Origin of the sequence: Vagococcus sp. (assembly GCF_036639995.1) — a bacterium.
Lineage (GTDB): Bacteria > Bacillota > Bacilli > Lactobacillales > Vagococcaceae > Vagococcus.
In genome coordinates this window covers 14,785-33,318 of sequence record NZ_JAVWHO010000026.1, presented here as the reverse complement: position 1 = coordinate 33,318, position 18,534 = coordinate 14,785, and the positions used below count along the sequence as shown (strand labels likewise).

20 protein-coding genes are annotated in these 18,534 nt (G+C 33.4%); 18 read left to right on the top strand and 2 right to left on the bottom strand.

What is annotated here, in order from left to right; translation table 11 throughout:
* Positions 1-138 precede the first annotated feature (138 nt).
* Genes RR554_RS07795 through RR554_RS07785 form a run of 3 tightly spaced genes read left to right on the top strand, consistent with a single transcriptional unit; the run spans position 139 to position 3,512 of the window.
* Positions 139-2,025, top strand: a complete 1,887-nt coding sequence (locus RR554_RS07795) for an ABC-F family ATP-binding cassette domain-containing protein (RefSeq protein ID WP_332467752.1) — start codon at positions 139-141, stop codon at positions 2,023-2,025.
* Positions 2,026-2,037: 12 nt separating this feature from the next.
* Positions 2,038-2,985, top strand: a complete 948-nt coding sequence (locus RR554_RS07790; RefSeq protein WP_332467751.1) for a thymidylate synthase — start codon at positions 2,038-2,040, stop codon at positions 2,983-2,985.
* A 35-nt stretch (positions 2,986-3,020) separates the two neighbouring features.
* Positions 3,021-3,512, top strand: a complete 492-nt coding sequence (locus RR554_RS07785) for a dihydrofolate reductase (RefSeq protein WP_332463658.1) — start codon at positions 3,021-3,023, stop codon at positions 3,510-3,512.
* A 46-nt stretch (positions 3,513-3,558) separates the two neighbouring features.
* Here RR554_RS07785 and RR554_RS07780 read toward each other — a convergent pair whose 3' ends face one another.
* Together RR554_RS07780 and trhA are read right to left on the bottom strand one after the other, a co-directional pair.
* Positions 3,559-4,113, bottom strand: a complete 555-nt coding sequence (locus RR554_RS07780) for a hypothetical protein (protein ID WP_332467750.1) — start codon at positions 4,111-4,113, stop codon at positions 3,559-3,561.
* Between the two features lie 105 nt (positions 4,114-4,218).
* Positions 4,219-4,863: a PAQR family membrane homeostasis protein TrhA gene (gene trhA, locus RR554_RS07775; protein ID WP_332463656.1), complete on the bottom strand. Its 645-nt coding sequence runs from the start codon at positions 4,861-4,863 to the stop codon at positions 4,219-4,221.
* A gap of 115 nt (positions 4,864-4,978) precedes the next feature.
* Between trhA and RR554_RS07770 the strand changes: the two genes are divergently transcribed.
* From RR554_RS07770 to hslV, 15 genes are all read left to right on the top strand, one after another.
* Positions 4,979-5,818, top strand: a complete 840-nt coding sequence (locus tag RR554_RS07770) for a DegV family protein (RefSeq protein ID WP_332463655.1) — start codon at positions 4,979-4,981, stop codon at positions 5,816-5,818.
* Between the two features lie 53 nt (positions 5,819-5,871).
* On the top strand, positions 5,872-6,744 hold the full coding sequence (locus RR554_RS07765; RefSeq protein WP_332463654.1) for an SGNH/GDSL hydrolase family protein: 873 nt from the start codon (positions 5,872-5,874) through the stop codon (positions 6,742-6,744).
* Positions 6,745-6,763: 19 nt separating this feature from the next.
* The gene (locus RR554_RS07760) at positions 6,764-7,423 is read left to right on the top strand and encodes a YpmS family protein (RefSeq protein WP_332463653.1); all 660 of its coding nucleotides are present in this window, start codon (positions 6,764-6,766) and stop codon (positions 7,421-7,423) included.
* Positions 7,424-7,433: 10 nt separating this feature from the next.
* The gene (gene msrA, locus RR554_RS07755) at positions 7,434-7,952 is read left to right on the top strand and encodes a peptide-methionine (S)-S-oxide reductase MsrA (protein WP_332467749.1); all 519 of its coding nucleotides are present in this window, start codon (positions 7,434-7,436) and stop codon (positions 7,950-7,952) included.
* A complete protein-coding gene (locus RR554_RS07750; RefSeq protein WP_332463651.1) occupies positions 7,953-8,171 on the top strand; it encodes a YozE family protein in 219 nt (72 codons plus the stop codon).
* A 15-nt stretch (positions 8,172-8,186) separates the two neighbouring features.
* Positions 8,187-9,626, top strand: a complete 1,440-nt coding sequence (locus tag RR554_RS07745) for a S41 family peptidase (protein WP_332467748.1) — start codon at positions 8,187-8,189, stop codon at positions 9,624-9,626.
* A gap of 138 nt (positions 9,627-9,764) precedes the next feature.
* The gene (gene lepB, locus RR554_RS07740; protein WP_332463649.1) at positions 9,765-10,307 is read left to right on the top strand and encodes a signal peptidase I; all 543 of its coding nucleotides are present in this window, start codon (positions 9,765-9,767) and stop codon (positions 10,305-10,307) included.
* Between the two features lie 17 nt (positions 10,308-10,324).
* Entirely contained in the window at positions 10,325-11,185 is an 861-nt protein-coding gene (ylqF, locus tag RR554_RS07735; RefSeq protein ID WP_332463648.1) for a ribosome biogenesis GTPase YlqF, read from the top strand.
* Positions 11,166-11,933: a ribonuclease HII gene (locus RR554_RS07730; RefSeq protein WP_332463647.1), complete on the top strand. Its 768-nt coding sequence runs from the start codon at positions 11,166-11,168 to the stop codon at positions 11,931-11,933. Before ylqF ends, RR554_RS07730 begins: the two co-directional genes overlap by 20 nt.
* A 54-nt stretch (positions 11,934-11,987) precedes the next feature.
* Complete coding sequence (gene dprA, locus RR554_RS07725) at positions 11,988-12,863, top strand: DNA-processing protein DprA (RefSeq protein WP_332463646.1); 876 nt, start codon at positions 11,988-11,990, stop codon at positions 12,861-12,863.
* A gap of 113 nt (positions 12,864-12,976) precedes the next feature.
* The gene (topA, locus tag RR554_RS07720) at positions 12,977-15,058 is read left to right on the top strand and encodes a type I DNA topoisomerase (protein ID WP_332463645.1); all 2,082 of its coding nucleotides are present in this window, start codon (positions 12,977-12,979) and stop codon (positions 15,056-15,058) included.
* 108 nt (positions 15,059-15,166) lie between these two features.
* The gene (gene trmFO, locus RR554_RS07715) at positions 15,167-16,471 is read left to right on the top strand and encodes a methylenetetrahydrofolate--tRNA-(uracil(54)-C(5))-methyltransferase (FADH(2)-oxidizing) TrmFO (protein WP_332463644.1); all 1,305 of its coding nucleotides are present in this window, start codon (positions 15,167-15,169) and stop codon (positions 16,469-16,471) included.
* A gap of 1 nt (position 16,472) precedes the next feature.
* Positions 16,473-16,901 carry a GNAT family N-acetyltransferase gene (locus RR554_RS07710; protein WP_332463643.1) on the top strand — a complete coding sequence of 143 codons (429 nt, stop codon included), beginning with the start codon at positions 16,473-16,475 and terminating at the stop codon, positions 16,899-16,901.
* Positions 16,902-17,069: 168 nt separating this feature from the next.
* Positions 17,070-17,960, top strand: a complete 891-nt coding sequence (gene xerC, locus RR554_RS07705) for a tyrosine recombinase XerC (protein WP_332463642.1) — start codon at positions 17,070-17,072, stop codon at positions 17,958-17,960.
* Between the two features lie 17 nt (positions 17,961-17,977).
* On the top strand, positions 17,978-18,526 hold the full coding sequence (gene hslV / locus RR554_RS07700; protein WP_332463641.1) for an ATP-dependent protease subunit HslV: 549 nt from the start codon (positions 17,978-17,980) through the stop codon (positions 18,524-18,526).
* The last annotated feature ends 8 nt before the right edge of the window (positions 18,527-18,534 follow it).

Below are 18,534 nucleotides of genomic sequence, written 5' to 3'. Positions count from 1 at the left end.
AAGAGAAAACCAAAAAAATGGTTTTCTCTTTTTTTATCGTATGTTTTTAAAGAAGAATGAGTGAATTAGCGTCCTAACTTGTTTCAATACCTTAAATTTGGTAGAATAAACGAGACTATTTTGAGAGTAGGTAAGTTTATGAAAATTCTGCGCGCAGATCATTTAAAAAAATCTTATGGGATTAAAGACCTATTAACTGATGTTTCTTTCATCATTCGTGAAGGAGATCGTATTGGCTTAATTGGGATTAACGGAACAGGTAAATCTACTCTAATGAATATACTAGCTGGCATTGATAACTCTGAAACTGGAGCGCTAGATTATCCACATGATTACCGAATTGGGTACCTTTCTCAGCAATTTAATTTTAACGAGAATTCTTCAGTCCTAGAGACAGTTTTTGAAGGAGACACTCCGATAATTAGAGCTGTAAGAGAGTATGAGTTGGCTTTAGCTAATTTAGCATTAGACGGAACAAATGAAGCCATTCAAAAGAAATACCAACAAGCAGAAGAACTGATGAATCAAGAAGATGCTTGGCTTGCTGATACAAATGCCAAAACTATATTAAGTAAACTAGGTATTTTATTTTTAGATAAAAAAGTTTCTGAATTATCTGGTGGACAAAAGAAAAGACTAGGATTAGCACAGGTATTAATTCAAGCACCAGATTTATTATTATTAGATGAACCTACTAACCATTTGGATTACGAGAGTATTCGTTGGTTAGAGAATTATTTGAAAGATTACAAAGGTTCATTAATTGTAACAACTCATGATCGTTACTTTTTAGACCGTGTGACAAATCGAATTATGGAATTATCAAAAGGTGATTTGCACGAGTATACTGGCAACTATGAGGCTTATCTTGTGATGCGAGCTGAGCGAGAAGAAAGTGAAGTTAAGCAAAATCACAAGAAAAAACAGCTATTTAAACAAGAGCTTGCTTGGATGCGAGCGGGCGTTCAGGCTAGAGGAACCAAACAACAAGCAAGAATTAATCGATTCGATGATTTGAAAAAATCCGTTACTCATGATAATAGTAATGACGGATTAGATATGTCGATAAATACTAAACGTCTAGGGAAAAAAGTTCTTGAAATTAAAGACGCTAATTTTACTATTTCAGAAAAAACGATTCTTTCTAACTTTGACTTACTAGTTCAATCAAAAGAACGACTAGGTATTACAGGAGAAAATGGTGCTGGAAAATCAACATTACTTAATTTGATTGCAGGAAAACATCAACTAGACTCAGGTATTATTGAACTTGGAGAAACCGTTCGAATTGGTTATTACACCCAAGAAAACGAAGGGTTAGATGAATCAAAACGCATGATCCAATTTCTCCAAGAACAAGCAGAACAAGTGGAGCAAAAAGATGGAACGACTATTTCAACGACTGAAATGCTTGAGCGTTTCTTGTTTCCAAGAGAAACCCATGGAACAGTTATTGAAAAACTTTCTGGCGGCGAAAAGCGAAGATTGTATTTATTAAAAATATTAATTCAACAGCCAAATGTCTTGTTACTAGATGAGCCAACGAATGATTTAGACATTGAAACATTAACAATTCTTGAAGATTATTTGAATCATTTTCAAGGAGCTGTGTTAACTGTCAGCCATGACCGTTACTTTTTAGATAAAACAATGGAGAAATTATTGATATTTAAAGGTGATGGGAACATTGAAACGTATTTTGGTTCGATGAGTGATTATCTAGAGAGTAGAGAAACATCTGGTAAACTAAGTGAGCCATCTGAAAAGAAAGATGTTAGAATAGATAAAGAGAAAGAAACCGCGAAACAAAAGTTAACCTACATGGAACAAAAAGAATGGGCAACGATTGAAGACGTGATTGAGCAATTAGAAACAAAAATAGAAGAATTACAAAACGATATGTTGAATCACTCTAGTGATGCAGTCAAATTACAAGACATGCAAAAAGAAGTAACTACGACTGAACATGAATTAGAGGCAAAAATGGAACGTTGGGAATATTTAAGTCAATTTGTAGAAGAATAAGGAGTGTCCTCATTGGAAAAAGACTACTTAAATTTAGCAAAACTAATCCTTGAAGAAGGAACAGAAAAACATGACCGAACTGGAACAGGGACCAAAAGTATTTTTGGTCATCAAATTCGTTTTGATTTGAGTAAAGGTTTCCCTTTATTAACCACTAAAAGAGTCCCTTTTTCTTTAATTAAAAGTGAATTACTTTGGTTTTTAAAAGGAGACACAAATATAAAATATTTATTACAACATAAAAACCATATTTGGGATGAATGGGCCTTTGAACGATTTATAAAAAGTAAAGACTATAGTGGACCTGATATGACGGATTTTGGCCGTAGAGCAGTGAAGGACCCAGAATTTAACCTTGTTTATAAAGAACAAATGGCATTATTTTGTGAGAATATTTTAAATGATGATACTTTTGCTAAAAAATACGGTGAACTTGGAAATATTTATGGTTCCCAGTGGAGACATTGGAAAACGTCTCAAGGAGAAACTATTGATCAACTACAAGATGTAATCAATATGATTAAAAATAATCCAGACTCTAGACGATTAATTGTTTCAGCATGGAACCCAGAAGATGTTCCAAACATGGCACTGCCACCTTGTCACACGTTGTTTCAATTTTATGTTGCTGATGGTAAATTAAGTTGTCAGTTGTATCAACGTAGTGCAGATGTGTTTTTAGGCGTACCTTTTAACATCGCAAGCTACGCGTTATTGACTCATTTAATCGCACATGAAACAGGGTTAGAAATAGGCGATTTTGTTCACACGTTTGGAGATGCTCATTTATACTTGAACCATTTGGATCAAATAAACGAGCAGCTATCGCGAGATATCCGTGATTTTCCAACACTTGCATTAAATAATAACAAGCAATCAATTTTTGATTTTGACATGGAGGATATTGTCATTGAAGGCTATAATCCCCATCCAACAATTAAAGCACCAATTGCCGTTTAAGGATTATGAAGAATTACCTGGGAGGATATTTATAAATGATAGCAGCTATATGGGCGCAGGACGAAAATGGGTTAATAGGGAAAAATGATATACTACCTTGGCATTTACCAGATGATTTGCAGTTCTTTAAGCAAATGACAGAAAACAATGTGATTGTGATGGGAAGAAAAACGTTTGAAGGTATGGGGAAAAACTTATTACCTAATCGCCAAACAATTGTCTTAACGTCAAATCAAGAATATGACGGAAATGGTGCAACTGTTATGCATTCAGTAGAAGAAGTTTTGACTTTTGCTGAAGAGTTTGAAGGGATCACGTTTATCACTGGAGGTGGAGAGATTTATAAGTCTTTTCTGCCACATATTGACGTTCTTTACAGAACACTTATTAAAGATCAATTTGAAGGGGATACTTATTTCCCTTATCTAGACTGGGAAGAGTGGAATATTGTTAGTACCAGCGAAGGAACAGTTGATGATAAAAATAAATTTCCTCATGATTTTGAAACATATCAACGTAATTCATAACAAAAAAGATTACAACCACCTAGAATTTAAGTGGCTGTAATCTTTTTTATACAACAGAAAGTGGTCTATTCGTGATTGTTTTATCTTCTGAGAGATAATTGACTACCTGACCTTCAAATATTTTTTCCAAGTGCTGAATTTCAAGTAAATCTTTAGGCGTTATAAATTGAATTTTTTTATCAAAAGTAGTGACATTACTTTCGTTAAGAAGTGTTGCGACAAATTCAGAGCAAAAATAAGCATTTTCTCTTTTAAAATCATAATTAAAAGATAGAGCGATAAGACCTAAAAAGTTATATTGGAACAGTTGCTTATTTTGATCAAAATAGTAAACGATCTCAAGCATTTTTTCATATTGTTCTACTGAAACATCTAAAGAATAGATGAGACACTCACTTGTTAAAAAAAATGGGTCCCAAAAATTTTCTTTAACAAAACCACCAATTAATGGATTTGCAATTTTTTTTCTACCAAAACTATAAGTTTGATCTAAATTTTTATCAAATGCAATGGAAACATGATTATAGGTTTCTTTGGTGTAGCATTTAATTGATTTAGACAGCAAGCTATTTGTTGCTGAATATACTAAAAAAACTTTCATAGAGTAACTTCCCTTTTTCTTTTTCTAAACTATATTATATAGATTTTTAGAAAAAATGCATCCTTCTTTAGACCTAAAAAAAAACTTCGAATCATTTTCGAAGTTTTAAGTAAATAAATAAACAGAAAAGAAAATAAAGATAGCACCCAATAAAACGAATAGATGCCAGACAACATGCATAAATTTAACATTCTTCATGCTGTAAAATAATGCGCCGACAGTGTATGAAACTCCACCTAGAAAAAGTAGTAAAAAACCAGTTTTTCCTAATCCAAGAAATAAGGGTTTAATAGCAACTAGGCAAAGCCACCCCATGATGATATACAAAACAACATCTGTTTTTCCTCGTTTGTTTAACCAAATTGATTTAAAAATAACTCCCGTAATAGCAATTGTCCAAACAATAGCAAATAAGGTCCAACCTAACCAACCTTGAATAGTAAGTAAGCAAAAAGGTGTGTAGCTTCCAGCAATCAAGATATAAATCGAACTATGATCAAATACTTGAAATACTTTTTTTGCTTTTGTAAAAATCAAACTATGAAAAAGGGTTGAAAATAAGAAAAGTAAGATCATCGATGCACCAAATATTGAATAAGAAACAACATGAATTGGTGAATGCATCTGAGCTCCTTTAATTACTAATAAAACGAGGCCAGCAATACTTAGACCTGTTCCTATTCCATGTGTAATCGCATTAAATACTTCATTAACAATCAAGTATTTTTTTGTAAAAGCTGTTTGCTCCATTCCAAACATCCTTTCATATTTTAAGTGAAAAAGAATAATTTATCTGTTATACTGTTCATCAGATAGATTATTTTTATTCTACACGAATATGCTATTTTTTGAAAGAGGTTTGAGAATGACAAATATAAAAATTGTGACAGATTCATCATGTATCATTGATTCTAAGCGTTTGAAGGAAATTGATATTCATACGATTAGTTTATCCATAATGATTGATGGTGTCATCTATGCCAATCAAAATGAATTAGATAAAGAAGAGTTTATGACAATGATGGAGAATTCTGCTTCATTACCTAAAACAAGTCAACCTCCAATCGGTGAATTTATTGAGTTGTACGATGAATTAGGAAAAGATGGCAGTGAAATCATTTCAATTCATTTAACTGAAAAATTGAGTGGAACGGTCAATACAGCAAGACAAGCAGCTCAAATGACAAAATCAAAAGTAACGGTTGTTGACAGTGACTATATTGATCAAGCACTTGGATTCCAAGTGTATGAAGCAGCTCAATTAGCCAAAAAAGGTGCAACAACTGACGAAATTTTAGAACATATCGAAAGTGTCAAAAATAAAACACAACTTTATATAGGTGTAGCGACACTTGAAAACTTAGTTAAAGGCGGCAGAATTGGTAAATTAGTTGGCGCTGTGTCTGGTTTTTTAAATATGAAAGTCTTATGTCAATTAAACAATGGCGAACTTGAAGTTGTTTCTAAAGGACGTGGCAATAAAACATTTACTAAATGGGTAAAAACATTGGAAGAAAAACTTACAACTTATTCAGTGAATAGCCTTGGTTTTTCAGAAGCAGACGGAAGAGACATTGCAGAAGAGCTTAAATCATCTCTTTCTAAGGTATTACCAACCATTGATATTCCAATCATTCATACAACACCACTTGTTGCAACACACGCTGGTAAAGGCGCATTTGCAGTTATGTTTTACACGAATTAAAATAACGTATAAAGCAGATCTCAAGGTCTGCTTTTTTAGATAGAGGAATGTTTATGAAAAAAATCAAAGAAAACACCCCTTTTTTATTACTTTTTGTTGTGGGGTTAGTTGTTTCGATTGTTATTGGCTTGAATCTAATGCCTAAAGCTGAAAAAATAAAGTTTGAAACAACTCATTCAAAGACAAGTGAAGTGAAAATGGAGATATTGCGAATTAGCTCTGTGGGAGATTCTCTAACGGAAGGAATCGGTGATACAACCAATACAGGAGGCTATGTTCCTTTACTTCAAACAGACTTGAGTGAGAACTATCCAATCGATGTTGTTCAAGCTGATAACCACGGTAAATCTGGTGATAGAAGTGACCAGATTTTAAAAAGAGTGAAAAAAGATAAAAATATTCAAGAATCAATTTCAAAAGCTGATGTCATTTTATTGACTGTTGGCGGAAATGATTTAATGAAAGTAATTCAATCAAAAATATTTAATAAATTATCTTTGAAATCTTTTGCTAAACCACAAAAAAAATATCAAAAACAACTTGAGCAATTGTACGAAGAAATCAGATCATTGAATAAAACTGCTCCGATCTACCAATTGGGTATTTATAATCCATTCTATAAGAGTTTTGCTGAAATAACCGAAATGCAAGATATTGTGGACTTTTGGGATAAGGGTAGTAAAGAATTTGTTGATAGTCAAGATAATGCTTATTTTGTACCGATTAATGATGAGATTTATAATGGACTGCCTGAATTTGAAGTTAAAACAAGTGATTCAACATCTAAAAAAGCATCTCACGAAGATGTCATTAATGATTTGATTTCAGAAGAAGATAGTTTTCATCCCAATAATTTAGGTTATCAAATCATTGCTAATGCGTTTAGATCTAAAATGGATGCCACAAAAAAAGAGTGGATGAAGTAATTTAAGATGAGGTGTGAATATGTTAAAAAAAGAACAGAACGAAAACAGAAGTGAAAAGAAAATAAGACCTAAAGCAATCGCTATTTTTAACAATCCATGGAAGACAGCATTTATTTTGTTAGTTGCTGTTGTTCTTGGTTTGGTGCTTGTTGTTGGTTACCGTATATCTACACCTAGAATGACCTATAGTAAATCAGTTCCAAAAGTAGAAACAAAGGCACAACCTGTTTTTGATATTAACATGAAGAAAAAACAAGTGAATGATGTACTCAATTATTTTATGGAAGAGATGATGGATGAGTCTGGTGTTGATTATTCTTTTAATCTTGAAAATCAAGCGTTAGTTGACGGTACATTTTCTTTACTTGGACATGAGACTCATTTTTATCTTTACTTTGAGCCTTATGTATTAAATGATGGAAATATTCAACTTAAAGCCAAGAGTTTATCAGTAGGCTCATTAAATGTTCCTATTCCAGCGATGATTAATTATATTTCATCAACAACAGATTTACCAAACTGGGTTGAAATTGATGCAGATAAACAACTAATTAATTTACATTTAGATAAATTTACGATGGATAATGGCATGTCAATTAAAGCGAAGAAAATTAATTTAATTGACGATGAGATTGCCTTTAGTATGTATCTATCTAAAGATAAAGCAAAAAGAAAGTGATGTGATAGTCATGAGTGAAACAGCAATATTTGCCGGTGGTTGCTTTTGGTGTATGGTAAAGCCTTTTGATCAATTTCCAGGCATTATATCAATTGTCTCTGGTTATACTGGCGGACATGTAGAAGCACCTAGTTACGAACAAGTATGTGGTGGGAAAACTGGCCATACAGAAGCTGTGAAAATAGAATTTGATCCAAATTTAATTACTTATGAAGAATTACTTGATATCTACTGGCGTCAAACGGATCCAACAGATGCTTTTGGTCAATTTCAAGATAGAGGAGATAGTTATCGCCCAGTTATTTTTTATTTAAATGAGCAGCAAAAAGAGCAGGCTGTTAAAAGTAAGCAGCAACTTAACGATTCTGGTAGATACCTTGAGCCCATTGTAACAAAAATTGAAAAAGCACATCCTTTTTATCTAGCTGAAATGTATCATCAGGATTACTATAAGAAAAATCCTAGTAATTATGGAGCAACAAGTCAGTTACGTAAAAATTATCTAGAGCAAGTTTGGGGAGATGACTAAATGAAGCGAAGTTTTTATCATTATGTTCAAACATTTCGTGGAAAAACACATCAAACAGATGAATCAAAGCTTGCTGAGGATATTTTTCATGATTTGCAGTTTCCAAAACAATCTCATAGTTATGATGAAATTTCTCATTATTTAGAAACGAATGCTTACTACATTCCTAATATGGATATTTTTGATAGCCTTTGGGAACACTATATTGAAAATAACTAAGAAGGAAGTGCCTGTGTGAAACAAAAAGAATCAAGAAAAATATCGATGTTTCAATATCTTATAACCATCGCTCTAGTCGCTATTTTAGCTTCAGGAGCCACTTTATTTATGTATGAATTAAAAAACCCAATGAGCCGAATCGGTAAATCTGATTCAGATGGAGCAGATTTAGATAATGTAGAGCTTCTTTATGAGTTGATTAACAGTCAGTATATTGAAAAAGTGGATCAAAAAAAATTAGTTGATGGTGCATTAAAAGGAATGACAGAAGCTATTGGTGATCCTCATTCAACCTTTTTAGTAACCGATGATGCTAAAGAATTCGATGATAGTATTTCTGGAAGTTTTGAAGGTATTGGCGCTACGATGACCATTGAAAATGATTATCCTAAAATTGCAGAGGAACCTATTGAAGGTGCGCCGGCTGATAAAGCGAAATTAAAAAAAGGCGATGTGATTGTTAAAGTCAACGGAAAAGATCAAAAAGGAAAAAGTTTACAAGAAGTTGTCTCAAAAGTAAGAGGGAAAAAAGGCACATCTGTCAAACTTGATGTTATTCGTGGAGATAATAAATTTACAGTTGATATTGTTCGTGATAAAGTGCCTCTAGAATCGGTAACTTCAAAAATTGATAAAACAGATCCGACAGTAGGATACATTAATATTAAGAGCTTTAACGAAACAACCTCTGATGAATTTGACGACGCGATTACAAAAATGCGTAAAGAAGGTGCTAAAAAATTCATCTTTGATGTTAGAGGAAATCCTGGTGGCGTTCTTCAAAATGTAGAGAAAATGACGAGCCGCTTCCTAAAAGATGGAGAAACGATTGTTAAATTTGAAGACAAAGCCAAAAATTCTTATGAAGAAGTTGCTGGAAAGAAATTTGATAATGGTCATAAGATTACGGAACCATCAGTAATTTTAGTGGATGAAAATAGTGCTAGTGCGTCTGAAATTATGGCAGGAGCGTTAAAAGCAAATGGTTTTGACGTTATAGGTACTAAAACCTTTGGAAAAGGAACCGTTCAAACGATGGTACCTATCCAAGGAAATGGCGAAGTTAAGTTAACTATTAGCAAATGGTTAACACCTGATGGAGAATGGATTCATGAAAAAGGTGTCAAACCTACAATTAAAGTTGATTACCCTAAGTATTTAAAAAATCCAGTAATTGACCAAAGCTTAAATTACAAAGAAGGAGCTATCAGCTCCAATGTAAAAACAATCAACACGTATTTAAAAGAGCTTGGTTATACTAAAAGTGAAGCTAATGACACTTATACTACTGAAACAGTGGCAGGAATTAAAGCTTTCCAAAAGGATAACAAGTTAGAAGAAACAGGTAACGCAGATAAAAAAACAGTTCAAAAATTAGAACAAGTTACGATGGATCATTGGAAAGATAATGACGTTCAATATAATAAAGCTCTTGAAGTAATTCAAAAGAAATAGAAATCGTGAGGTTGACTATCAAAGGTTAACCTCCTTTTTTATTAAGTTTTATGCAAAATAGACAGATTAATTCGCTTTACACTAGCATTTTTCAGAAAATTTATATATCATATACATTGGGAGAAAGGCGGGCAGAAAATGGAGAAAAAAGTTCTTGATATTGTTTGGCATTGGATAAAAATGACTGTGGTTTGTACACTTTTTGCCATTATTTTGCGTGCTTTCATATTCTTGCCAGTTGAAGTAACTGGAAAATCCATGTCACCAACATTAAAAGAAAATGATTTTGTTGTAATGGAGAATTTTAGTGAAATTAAACGATTTGATGTTATCGTCTTTACGTCATCTGATGGAAACACTTATGTTAAACGCGTAATTGGTTTACCAGGAGATCATATAAAATATGAAAAAGATCAGCTTTTTGTTAATGGAAAAAAAGTTGACGAACCCTTCTTAAAAGGCATTAAAAAACATAAAAATGAATATGCATTTACAACAGATTTAGATTCAGAAGATTTAATTGGAACAAAAAAAATTCCAAAAGATCAATATTTCGTTTTAGGGGATAATCGTCGATTAAGCAAAGATAGTCGTTCATTTGGCACGATTAGAAGTACAGCAATATTAGGACAAGCACGATTAGTTTATTACCCGTTATTACATAGCAAGATAATTAAATAGTAGGAGTGGATAGGCAAATGGCAATACAATGGTTTCCTGGCCATATGGCAAAAGCAAGAAGAGAAGTTTCAGAAAAACTAAAATTAGTGGATGTGGTATTAGAAATTGTTGATGCAAGATTACCAATTTCAAGTCGAAATCCCATGTTAGATTCATTAATTCAACAAAAACCACGTATCGTTCTATTAAACAAAGCAGATTTAGCCGATCCAGTGGAAACGAGTAGATGGCAACATTATTTTGAAAGTCAAGGACACGCTTGTTTAAGTATTAACGCTAATGAAGGAATAGGCATTAAAAAAATAGTTCCAACAGCTAAAGAGTTATTGGCTGAGAAAATTGCGAAGCAACAAGCTAGAGGTATTAAACCAAGACCGATTCGAGCCATGTGTATTGGTATTCCTAATGTAGGCAAATCAACCCTTTTAAATCGTTTGGCTAAAAAAAATATGGCAAAAACAGGTAACATGCCTGGTGTCACTAAAGGACAACAATGGCTTAAAACCAGCAAGGAATTAGAACTTCTTGATACACCAGGAATTCTTTGGCCAAAATTTGAAGATGAAGAAATTGGCAAACGATTAGCATTGACTGGTGCAATCAAAGATACTCTTCTTCATATGGACGACCTGGCTTTATTTGGCATAAGTTATTTTAAAGAAAATTATCCCAAACAACTAGCTGATCGTTATCAATTAAGTGAAGCTGACTTAGAGTTGTCACCTGTTGATATATTACTGTTAATTACCCAAAAAAGAGGGTTTAAAGACGATTATGACCGTGGAAGTATAATGATTGTCCAAGAGTTAAGAGACGGTCGTCTTGGTCGTTATACGCTTGATAAGGTGGAGGATCTCCATGAAAAAGATAACGACTAAAGAAATTAAGGAACGGTTAAACCAAGTCACCTGTTTAGATGACCCGTTGTTTGAAAACTTTAGTGAAGATGAAAGAAAAAGTGTGCAGCAAGCTATCTCATCTACTAAAAAAAGACTACAAAAAGTAGAACAATTGAAACAGCATTTTGAAGAGATGAAAGAATTTGAAAACAAAGCTTATTCCGCTGGATTTAAATATATCGCAGGAATTGATGAGGTTGGTCGTGGCCCTTTAGCAGGCCCAGTTGTTGCTGCAGCTGTCATTTTACCTTCTGATTTTAGTTTGTATGAAGTGAATGATTCTAAACAACTTTCTGCAACTAAACGAGATGAACTGTTTGATAAAATTAAAGACAATGCGTTGGCAATCGGTATCGGTATGATGGATCAAGACGTTATTGACTCAGTAAATATTTATGAGGCAACAAAACTAGCAATGAAAGAAGCAGTTTCACAATTAAAAGTAACACCAGATTGTTTACTTATCGATGCGATGGCGCTTGATTTAGCAATTCCACAAGAAAAAATTATCAAGGGAGACGCTAGAAGTATCTCAATCGCCTGTGCTAGTATCATTGCAAAAGTGACACGAGATAAAATGATGGAAGATTTTAATAATGTGTATCCAGGTTACGGATTCGCTAAAAATGCTGGATATGGGACAAAGGAGCATCTTGAAGGTCTAGACAAAAACGGTGTGACACCTATTCATAGAAAGACTTTTGCTCCAATAAAAAATATGATTTAAATCCTTTTGTTTTGCGTATCTTTTTTTAGATATCGTAAAACAGGAGGGTTTTTTATGTTCGAGACAAAATTTTTTATTTTTAAATTAAAGCATTTAAAAGGCATAGGTAATAAAGGACTGCTGAGAATCGTTCATTATCATTTAGAGCAACCAGATTTAGAGTTAACAGTGGAAAAATGTGTGAAAATTGGAAAAGTTAATCAAAAATACGTGGGATTATTTTTAGAATCTTGGGAAAACATAAGGCAAATAACAGAAGAAGACTATTATTTGTTCATAGAAAGTTATGCTTTTATTACCATTCTAGATGAAGAATATCCAGAATATTTAAGAGAAATATACAATCCACCAGTTGCTCTTTTTTATAGAGGAAACATAGATTATTTAAAAACACCAACCTTAGCTATTATCGGTTCAAGAAAAGCAACTGAACATGGAAAACTGATGGTCGATTCTCTCGTTCCGAAACTATGTGAAAATAATTTAACAATTGTTAGCGGTTTGGCAAAAGGAAATGATACCTACGCACATCAAGCAGCCATTAGAAATCGAGGAAAAACAATTGCAGTAATTGGTAGTGGTTTAAATATTTGTTATCCTAAAGAAAATGAAAGACTTCAAGAATTTATCTCAAACCAACATTTAATTTTATCGGAATATTTACCTAATACGAGGCCTCTTGCTTATCATTTTCCAAGTAGAAATCGGATTATTGCAGGAATCAGCCAAGCAGTGTGTGTGATTGAAGCTAAGAAAAAAAGTGGTACGTATATAACTGCAACACTTGCATTAGAAGAAGGAAGAGAAGTCTTTTCAATTCCTGGAAACCCGATTAACGATCAATCAGAAGGGTGTTTGCAATTGATTCAAGACGGTGCAAAATGTATCTGGAAAGCTGAGGATATATTAGAAGATTGGACCTTTATTTAAGAAGTTTAAAAATTCTCATCTTGACAAACATCCATTTAATAGACTAAGATGGTTATCGATTGTTGAACAAAATAATAATAAACATAAATTAAGCAAAAGAAAGGGATTAAAGTATGAGTTATAAATATTTAGTAATCGTCGAATCCCCAGCAAAAGCAAAAACTATCGAAAAGTATCTAGGCAGAAATTATAAGGTTGTCGCTAGTGTCGGTCATATTCGTGACCTTCCAAAAAGCAAGATGGGAATCGATATAGAAGATAACTATGATCCTAAGTACATTAATATTAGAGGAAAAGGTCCAGTCATTAAAGAATTAAAAAAATATGCAAAAAAGGCGGATAAAGTTTACCTCGCAGCCGATCCGGACAGGGAGGGGGAAGCCATTGCCTGGCACCTTGCCCACATTTTAGAATTAGATTTAGAAGACAATAACCGGGTTGTCTTTAACGAAATTACAAAAGATGCTGTCAAACAAGCATTTAAAGAACCTAGAAAAATTAATGTTGATTTAGTAGACGCTCAACAAGCCAGAAGAATTCTTGATCGCTTGGTGGGATATTCAATCAGTCCACTATTATGGAAGAAAGTTAAAAAAGGATTAAGCGCAGGTCGCGTTCAATCAATTGCTTTAAAAATGATTATCGACCGCGAAGAAGACATTAGAAAATTCGAACCAGAAGAATATTGGAGTATTACTGGAAACTTTGTTAAAGGAAAAGATAAATTTAAAGCAAACTTTTACGGTTTTGATGGTAAAAAACAAAAATTAAGTACGGCTGAAGATGTTAAATTAGTCACTGAAAAATTAGATTCTCGTGATTATGACATTACAAAAGTTACTAAAAAAGAACGAAAAAGAAATCCAGCCGTTCCGTTTACAACAAGTAGCATGCAACAAGAGGCTGCACGTAAATTAAATTTTAGAACCAGAAAAACAATGATGGTTGCGCAACAATTATATGAAGGAATCAAATTAGGTAAAGGTCAAGGAACAGTAGGATTAATTACCTATATGCGTACTGATTCAACTCGTTTATCAGATACAGCAAAAGAAGAAGCATTTAATTTTATTGTTGATAAATACGGGCAAGAATATACAAGCGGAACCGTTAAAAAAACTAAAAATGCTCAAGGTGCCCAAGATGCCCATGAGGCAATTCGTCCGTCAAGCGTTCTTAGAACACCAGAATCTATCAAAGAATTTTTAGACAAAGATCAATTTAAATTGTATTCATTAATTTGGTCAAGAATGGTAGCTAGTCAAATGGCACCAGCAATATTAGATACGATGCGTGTTGATATTGAGCAAAATGGGGTTAAATTTGTAGCAAACGGCTCTAAAATTAAATTCCCAGGTTTTACAAAAGTCTATATCGAAGGTCAAGATGACGGCAAAGAAGAAAAAGAAAATATTTTGCCAGACTTGACTGAAGGAGACCGCGTCAAATCTGCTGATATTGAGCCAAAACAACATTTCACTCAACCACCAGCAAGATTTAGTGAGGCAACATTAATTAAAACATTAGAAGAAAATGGTGTCGGTCGCCCATCTACATATGCGCCAACACTTGAAACAATTCAGCGTCGCTATTATGTAAAATTAAATGCTCGTCGTTTTGAGCCAACTGAACTTGGTGAAATCGTCAACAATTTAGTGTGCGAATTCTTCCCACAAATTGTTAACGTTAATTTTACTGCTGAAATGGAAAAAGATTTAGATAAAATTGCTATTTCACAAGAAAAATGGGTTGATGTGGTTGATAAATTCTACAAACCTTTTGCTAAAGAGCTAGAAGTGGCAGAAAAAGAAATCGAAAAAGTTCAGTTAAAAGATGAACCAGCTGGATTTGATTGCGAATTGTGTGGTAATCCAATGTTAATTAAACTTGGAAAATATGGGAAATTCTATGCTTGTAGTAATTTTCCAGAGTGCCGAAATACAAAAGCAATTGTTAAAAAAATAGGGGTAACTTGTCCAACATGTAAAAAGGGCGATGTTATCGAGAAGAAGACGAAGAAAAACAGAATATTCTTTGGCTGTGATCAATACCCTGAATGTGAATTCACTTCTTGGGATCGTCCAATCGGTCGTGATTGTCCAAAATGTTCAAGTTACTTAGTTCAGAAAAAAGTAAGAGGCGGCCAACAAATCATTTGTAGCGAATGTGACTACAAAGAGGATGTACAAAAATAAAAAGTTGCCTATTTCTTAAAAACTTGTGTATAATACAAACGTCGAGGGACTAAAACATTATGTTTTAAGTCCCTTAAGTATTTTTAAAATTAGAAAGAGGGTTTATTAATGACAGAAGTAAAAGTAACCGTTATAGGTGCTGGTCTTGCAGGCAGTGAAGCAGCTTTTCAAGCAGCTGAAGCAGGAGTCAAAGTTGATTTATACGAGATGAGAGCGGTTAAAAAAACGCCAGCTCACCACACAGATAAATTTGCTGAATTAGTTTGTACCAATTCTTTAAGAGCAAATAATTTAACAAATGCTGCTGGTCTTTTAAAAGAAGAAATGAGAATGTTGAATTCTGTTATTATAGACTCCGCTGACGTTAATCAAGTACCAGCTGGTGGTGCTTTGGCTGTTGATCGTGAAGATTTTTCTTCATACATCACTGAAAAAGTATCCAATCACCCAAACATCACAGTACATCATGAAGAAATTACAGCTATTCCTGAAGAGGGAATTACAATAGTGGCAACTGGCCCATTAACATCTGAACCTTTAGCCGAAAGTATTAAAGAGTTTACTGAGTCAGAAGGTTTATACTTTTATGATGCAGCTGCTCCAATACTAGATAAAAATACAATTGATATGGATAAAGTTTATTTAAAATCTCGTTATGACAAAGGCGAAGCAGCTTATTTAAATTGCCCGATGACAAAAGATGAATTCCATGCGTTTAGAGAAGCGTTAATAACAGCCGAAGTTGCTCCTTTGAAATCATTTGAAAAAGAAAAATATTTTGAAGGTTGCATGCCAATCGAGGTTATGGCTGGTCGTGGTGAAAAAACGATGACTTTTGGTCCGTTAAAACCCGTTGGATTAGAAGATCCAAAAACTGGCAGACGCCCTTACGCAGTTGTTCAGCTTAGACAAGATGATGCAGCTGCTTCACTTTACAACATTGTAGGATTTCAAACTCATTTAAAATGGGGCGAACAAAAACGTATTATCCGCATGATTCCAGGTTTAGAAAATGCTGATATTGTTAGATATGGTGTAATGCATCGCAATACATTTATGAATTCACCAGAGTTATTGGAGCCAACGTACCAGTCAAGAAAACGTCCAGACTTGTTCTTCGCAGGTCAAATGACCGGTGTAGAAGGTTATATTGAAAGTGCAGCTAGTGGGTTAGTTGCTGGTATTAATGCGGCCAAACTTGCAAAAGGTGAAGAATTAGTTGTATTCCCTGATACAACAGCAACAGGAAGTATGGCTCACTATATTACACATACTTCAGGTAAACATTTCCAACCAATGAATGTTAACTTTGGTATCTTCCCTGATTTACCAGAAAAAATCAGAGATAAAAAAGAGCGCTACGCAGCAATTGCTGAAAGAGCGATGACAGATATAAAAAAAGTGAGCCTTTAGTATGATAAAAAAACTAACACAAGATTCACCCAGTGATTGGGAAGCTGTTTTTTCTATTTGGTTAGAAACAAATAAAAGTGCTCATTCTTTCATTGATGAAAGTTATTGGGAAAATGCTTTGCCGATGGTGAAAGAAATAATGCCAAGTGCTTCGGTTTATGTTTATACAGATAAAGATAAAGTTGTTGGTTTTATTGGATTAGTTGATAACATGATTGAAGGTATTTTTATCAGTCAGAACTATCAAGGTAAAGGTATTGGGAAAAAATTACTATCTTTTGCTAAAAATGAGTTTGAAACTTTGCAATTAAGTGTTTATAAAGAGAATCACTCAGCATATGGGTTTTATGTAAAAGAAAATTTTAGTGTTATTTCTGAGTCAACAGATGAAACTGGTCACGTTGAATATACAATGGAATGGCATAAATAAAAGGTGAAAGAAAAGAGTTGAAGTGTTATACTTCGACTCTTTTTTGTTATCTTGTGAATAAATTGTGTCATTTTTCTGTAAAATTTATTAAATTCTGACAATTGATTTGTTTTAGATAATTGATTGTGTTACATTTGTGTTGTAATTTATTTGAGAGGACTTCGTAAAATGAATCACTTAGAAGAATTTTTAAGATATATTATTGTCGAGAGACAATATTCAGATAAAACAAAAGAAGCATATCAAAATGATATTCTTGATTTCTTTGTATTTTTAAAGAATACAGGAAATGCTGATTACTTAGGTGTAACGATTCAAGATATTCGAATCTATCTCTCTTTTTTGCATGATGAAAAGTATAGTCGAAATACGATTAGCCGAAAGTTATCAAGCTTACGGTCGTTTTATCAATTTTTAGTTAAAAATGATATCTTAAGTGAAAACCCATTTTCTTATGTTCAAATGAAACGTCAACAAGTAAAATTACCGCGATTTTTCTATGAGAAGGAAATGGATGCGTTATTTCAGCAAACACAAGGAGATGATGCTTTAGACAATCGGAATCGTGCCCTGCTTGAAGTGTTATACGGGACGGGCATTCGTGTCACAGAGTGTACAAATATCAAAATAAAAGATATTGATTTTGAGACATCGGTTGTTCTAATTTTAGGAAAAGGAAATAAAGAAAGATATGTTCCTTTTGGCTCGTTTGCTCATGATGCAATAATAGATTATATGACTAACGGTCGAAAAGAATTAATGGAAAAAAACAAAAAGACTCATGATTATTTATTTGTTAATCACCGAGGAGAAAAACTGACAGATTCAGGTATTCAATATATTTTAAAAAAAATTATTGAAAAAAGTAGTTTAACAACAGATATTCATCCTCATATGTTTAGACATACTTTTGCAACTCATTTATTAAATAATGGAGCTGACTTAAGAACGGTTCAAGAATTATTAGGACATTCTAGTTTGTCTTCTACTCAGATATATACACATGTAACAACAGATACATTACAAAAAAGCTATCGAAATTTTCATCCGAGAGCTTAGGAGAGGAAGAAATATTTATGGGATATACAACTTTTCATTCAACAACTATTTGTGCTGTTGAAAAAAATGGCAAATTTGCAATGGCTGGTGATGGCCAAGTAACAATGGGAGAATCTGTTGTGATGAAAGGTACTGCAAGAAAGGTCCGCAGAATATACAATGATCAAGTGGTTGTTGGTTTTGCTGGAAGCGTTGCAGATGCCTTTAACTTAGAAGAAAAATTTGAAGGAAAATTAAACGAATACAAAGGAAACTTAATGCGTGCTGCTGTTGAGCTTGCTATGGAGTGGCGCAGCGATAAAATGATGCAAAAACTTGAGGCGATGCTGATTGTTATGAATGACAAAGAGATGCTTGTTGTTTCAGGAACAGGTGAAGTTATTGCACCAGACGATGGTATTTTAGCTATTGGTTCAGGTGGTAATTATGCATTAGCTGCAGCAAGAGCTTTAAAAGAAAACGGTAAAGAAGATCTAACAGCAGGTGATATTGCTCAAGCTGCTTTACATGTTGCTGGAGATATTTGTGTTTATACTAACCATAACGTAATTGTGGAAGAACTTTAAAGGAATGA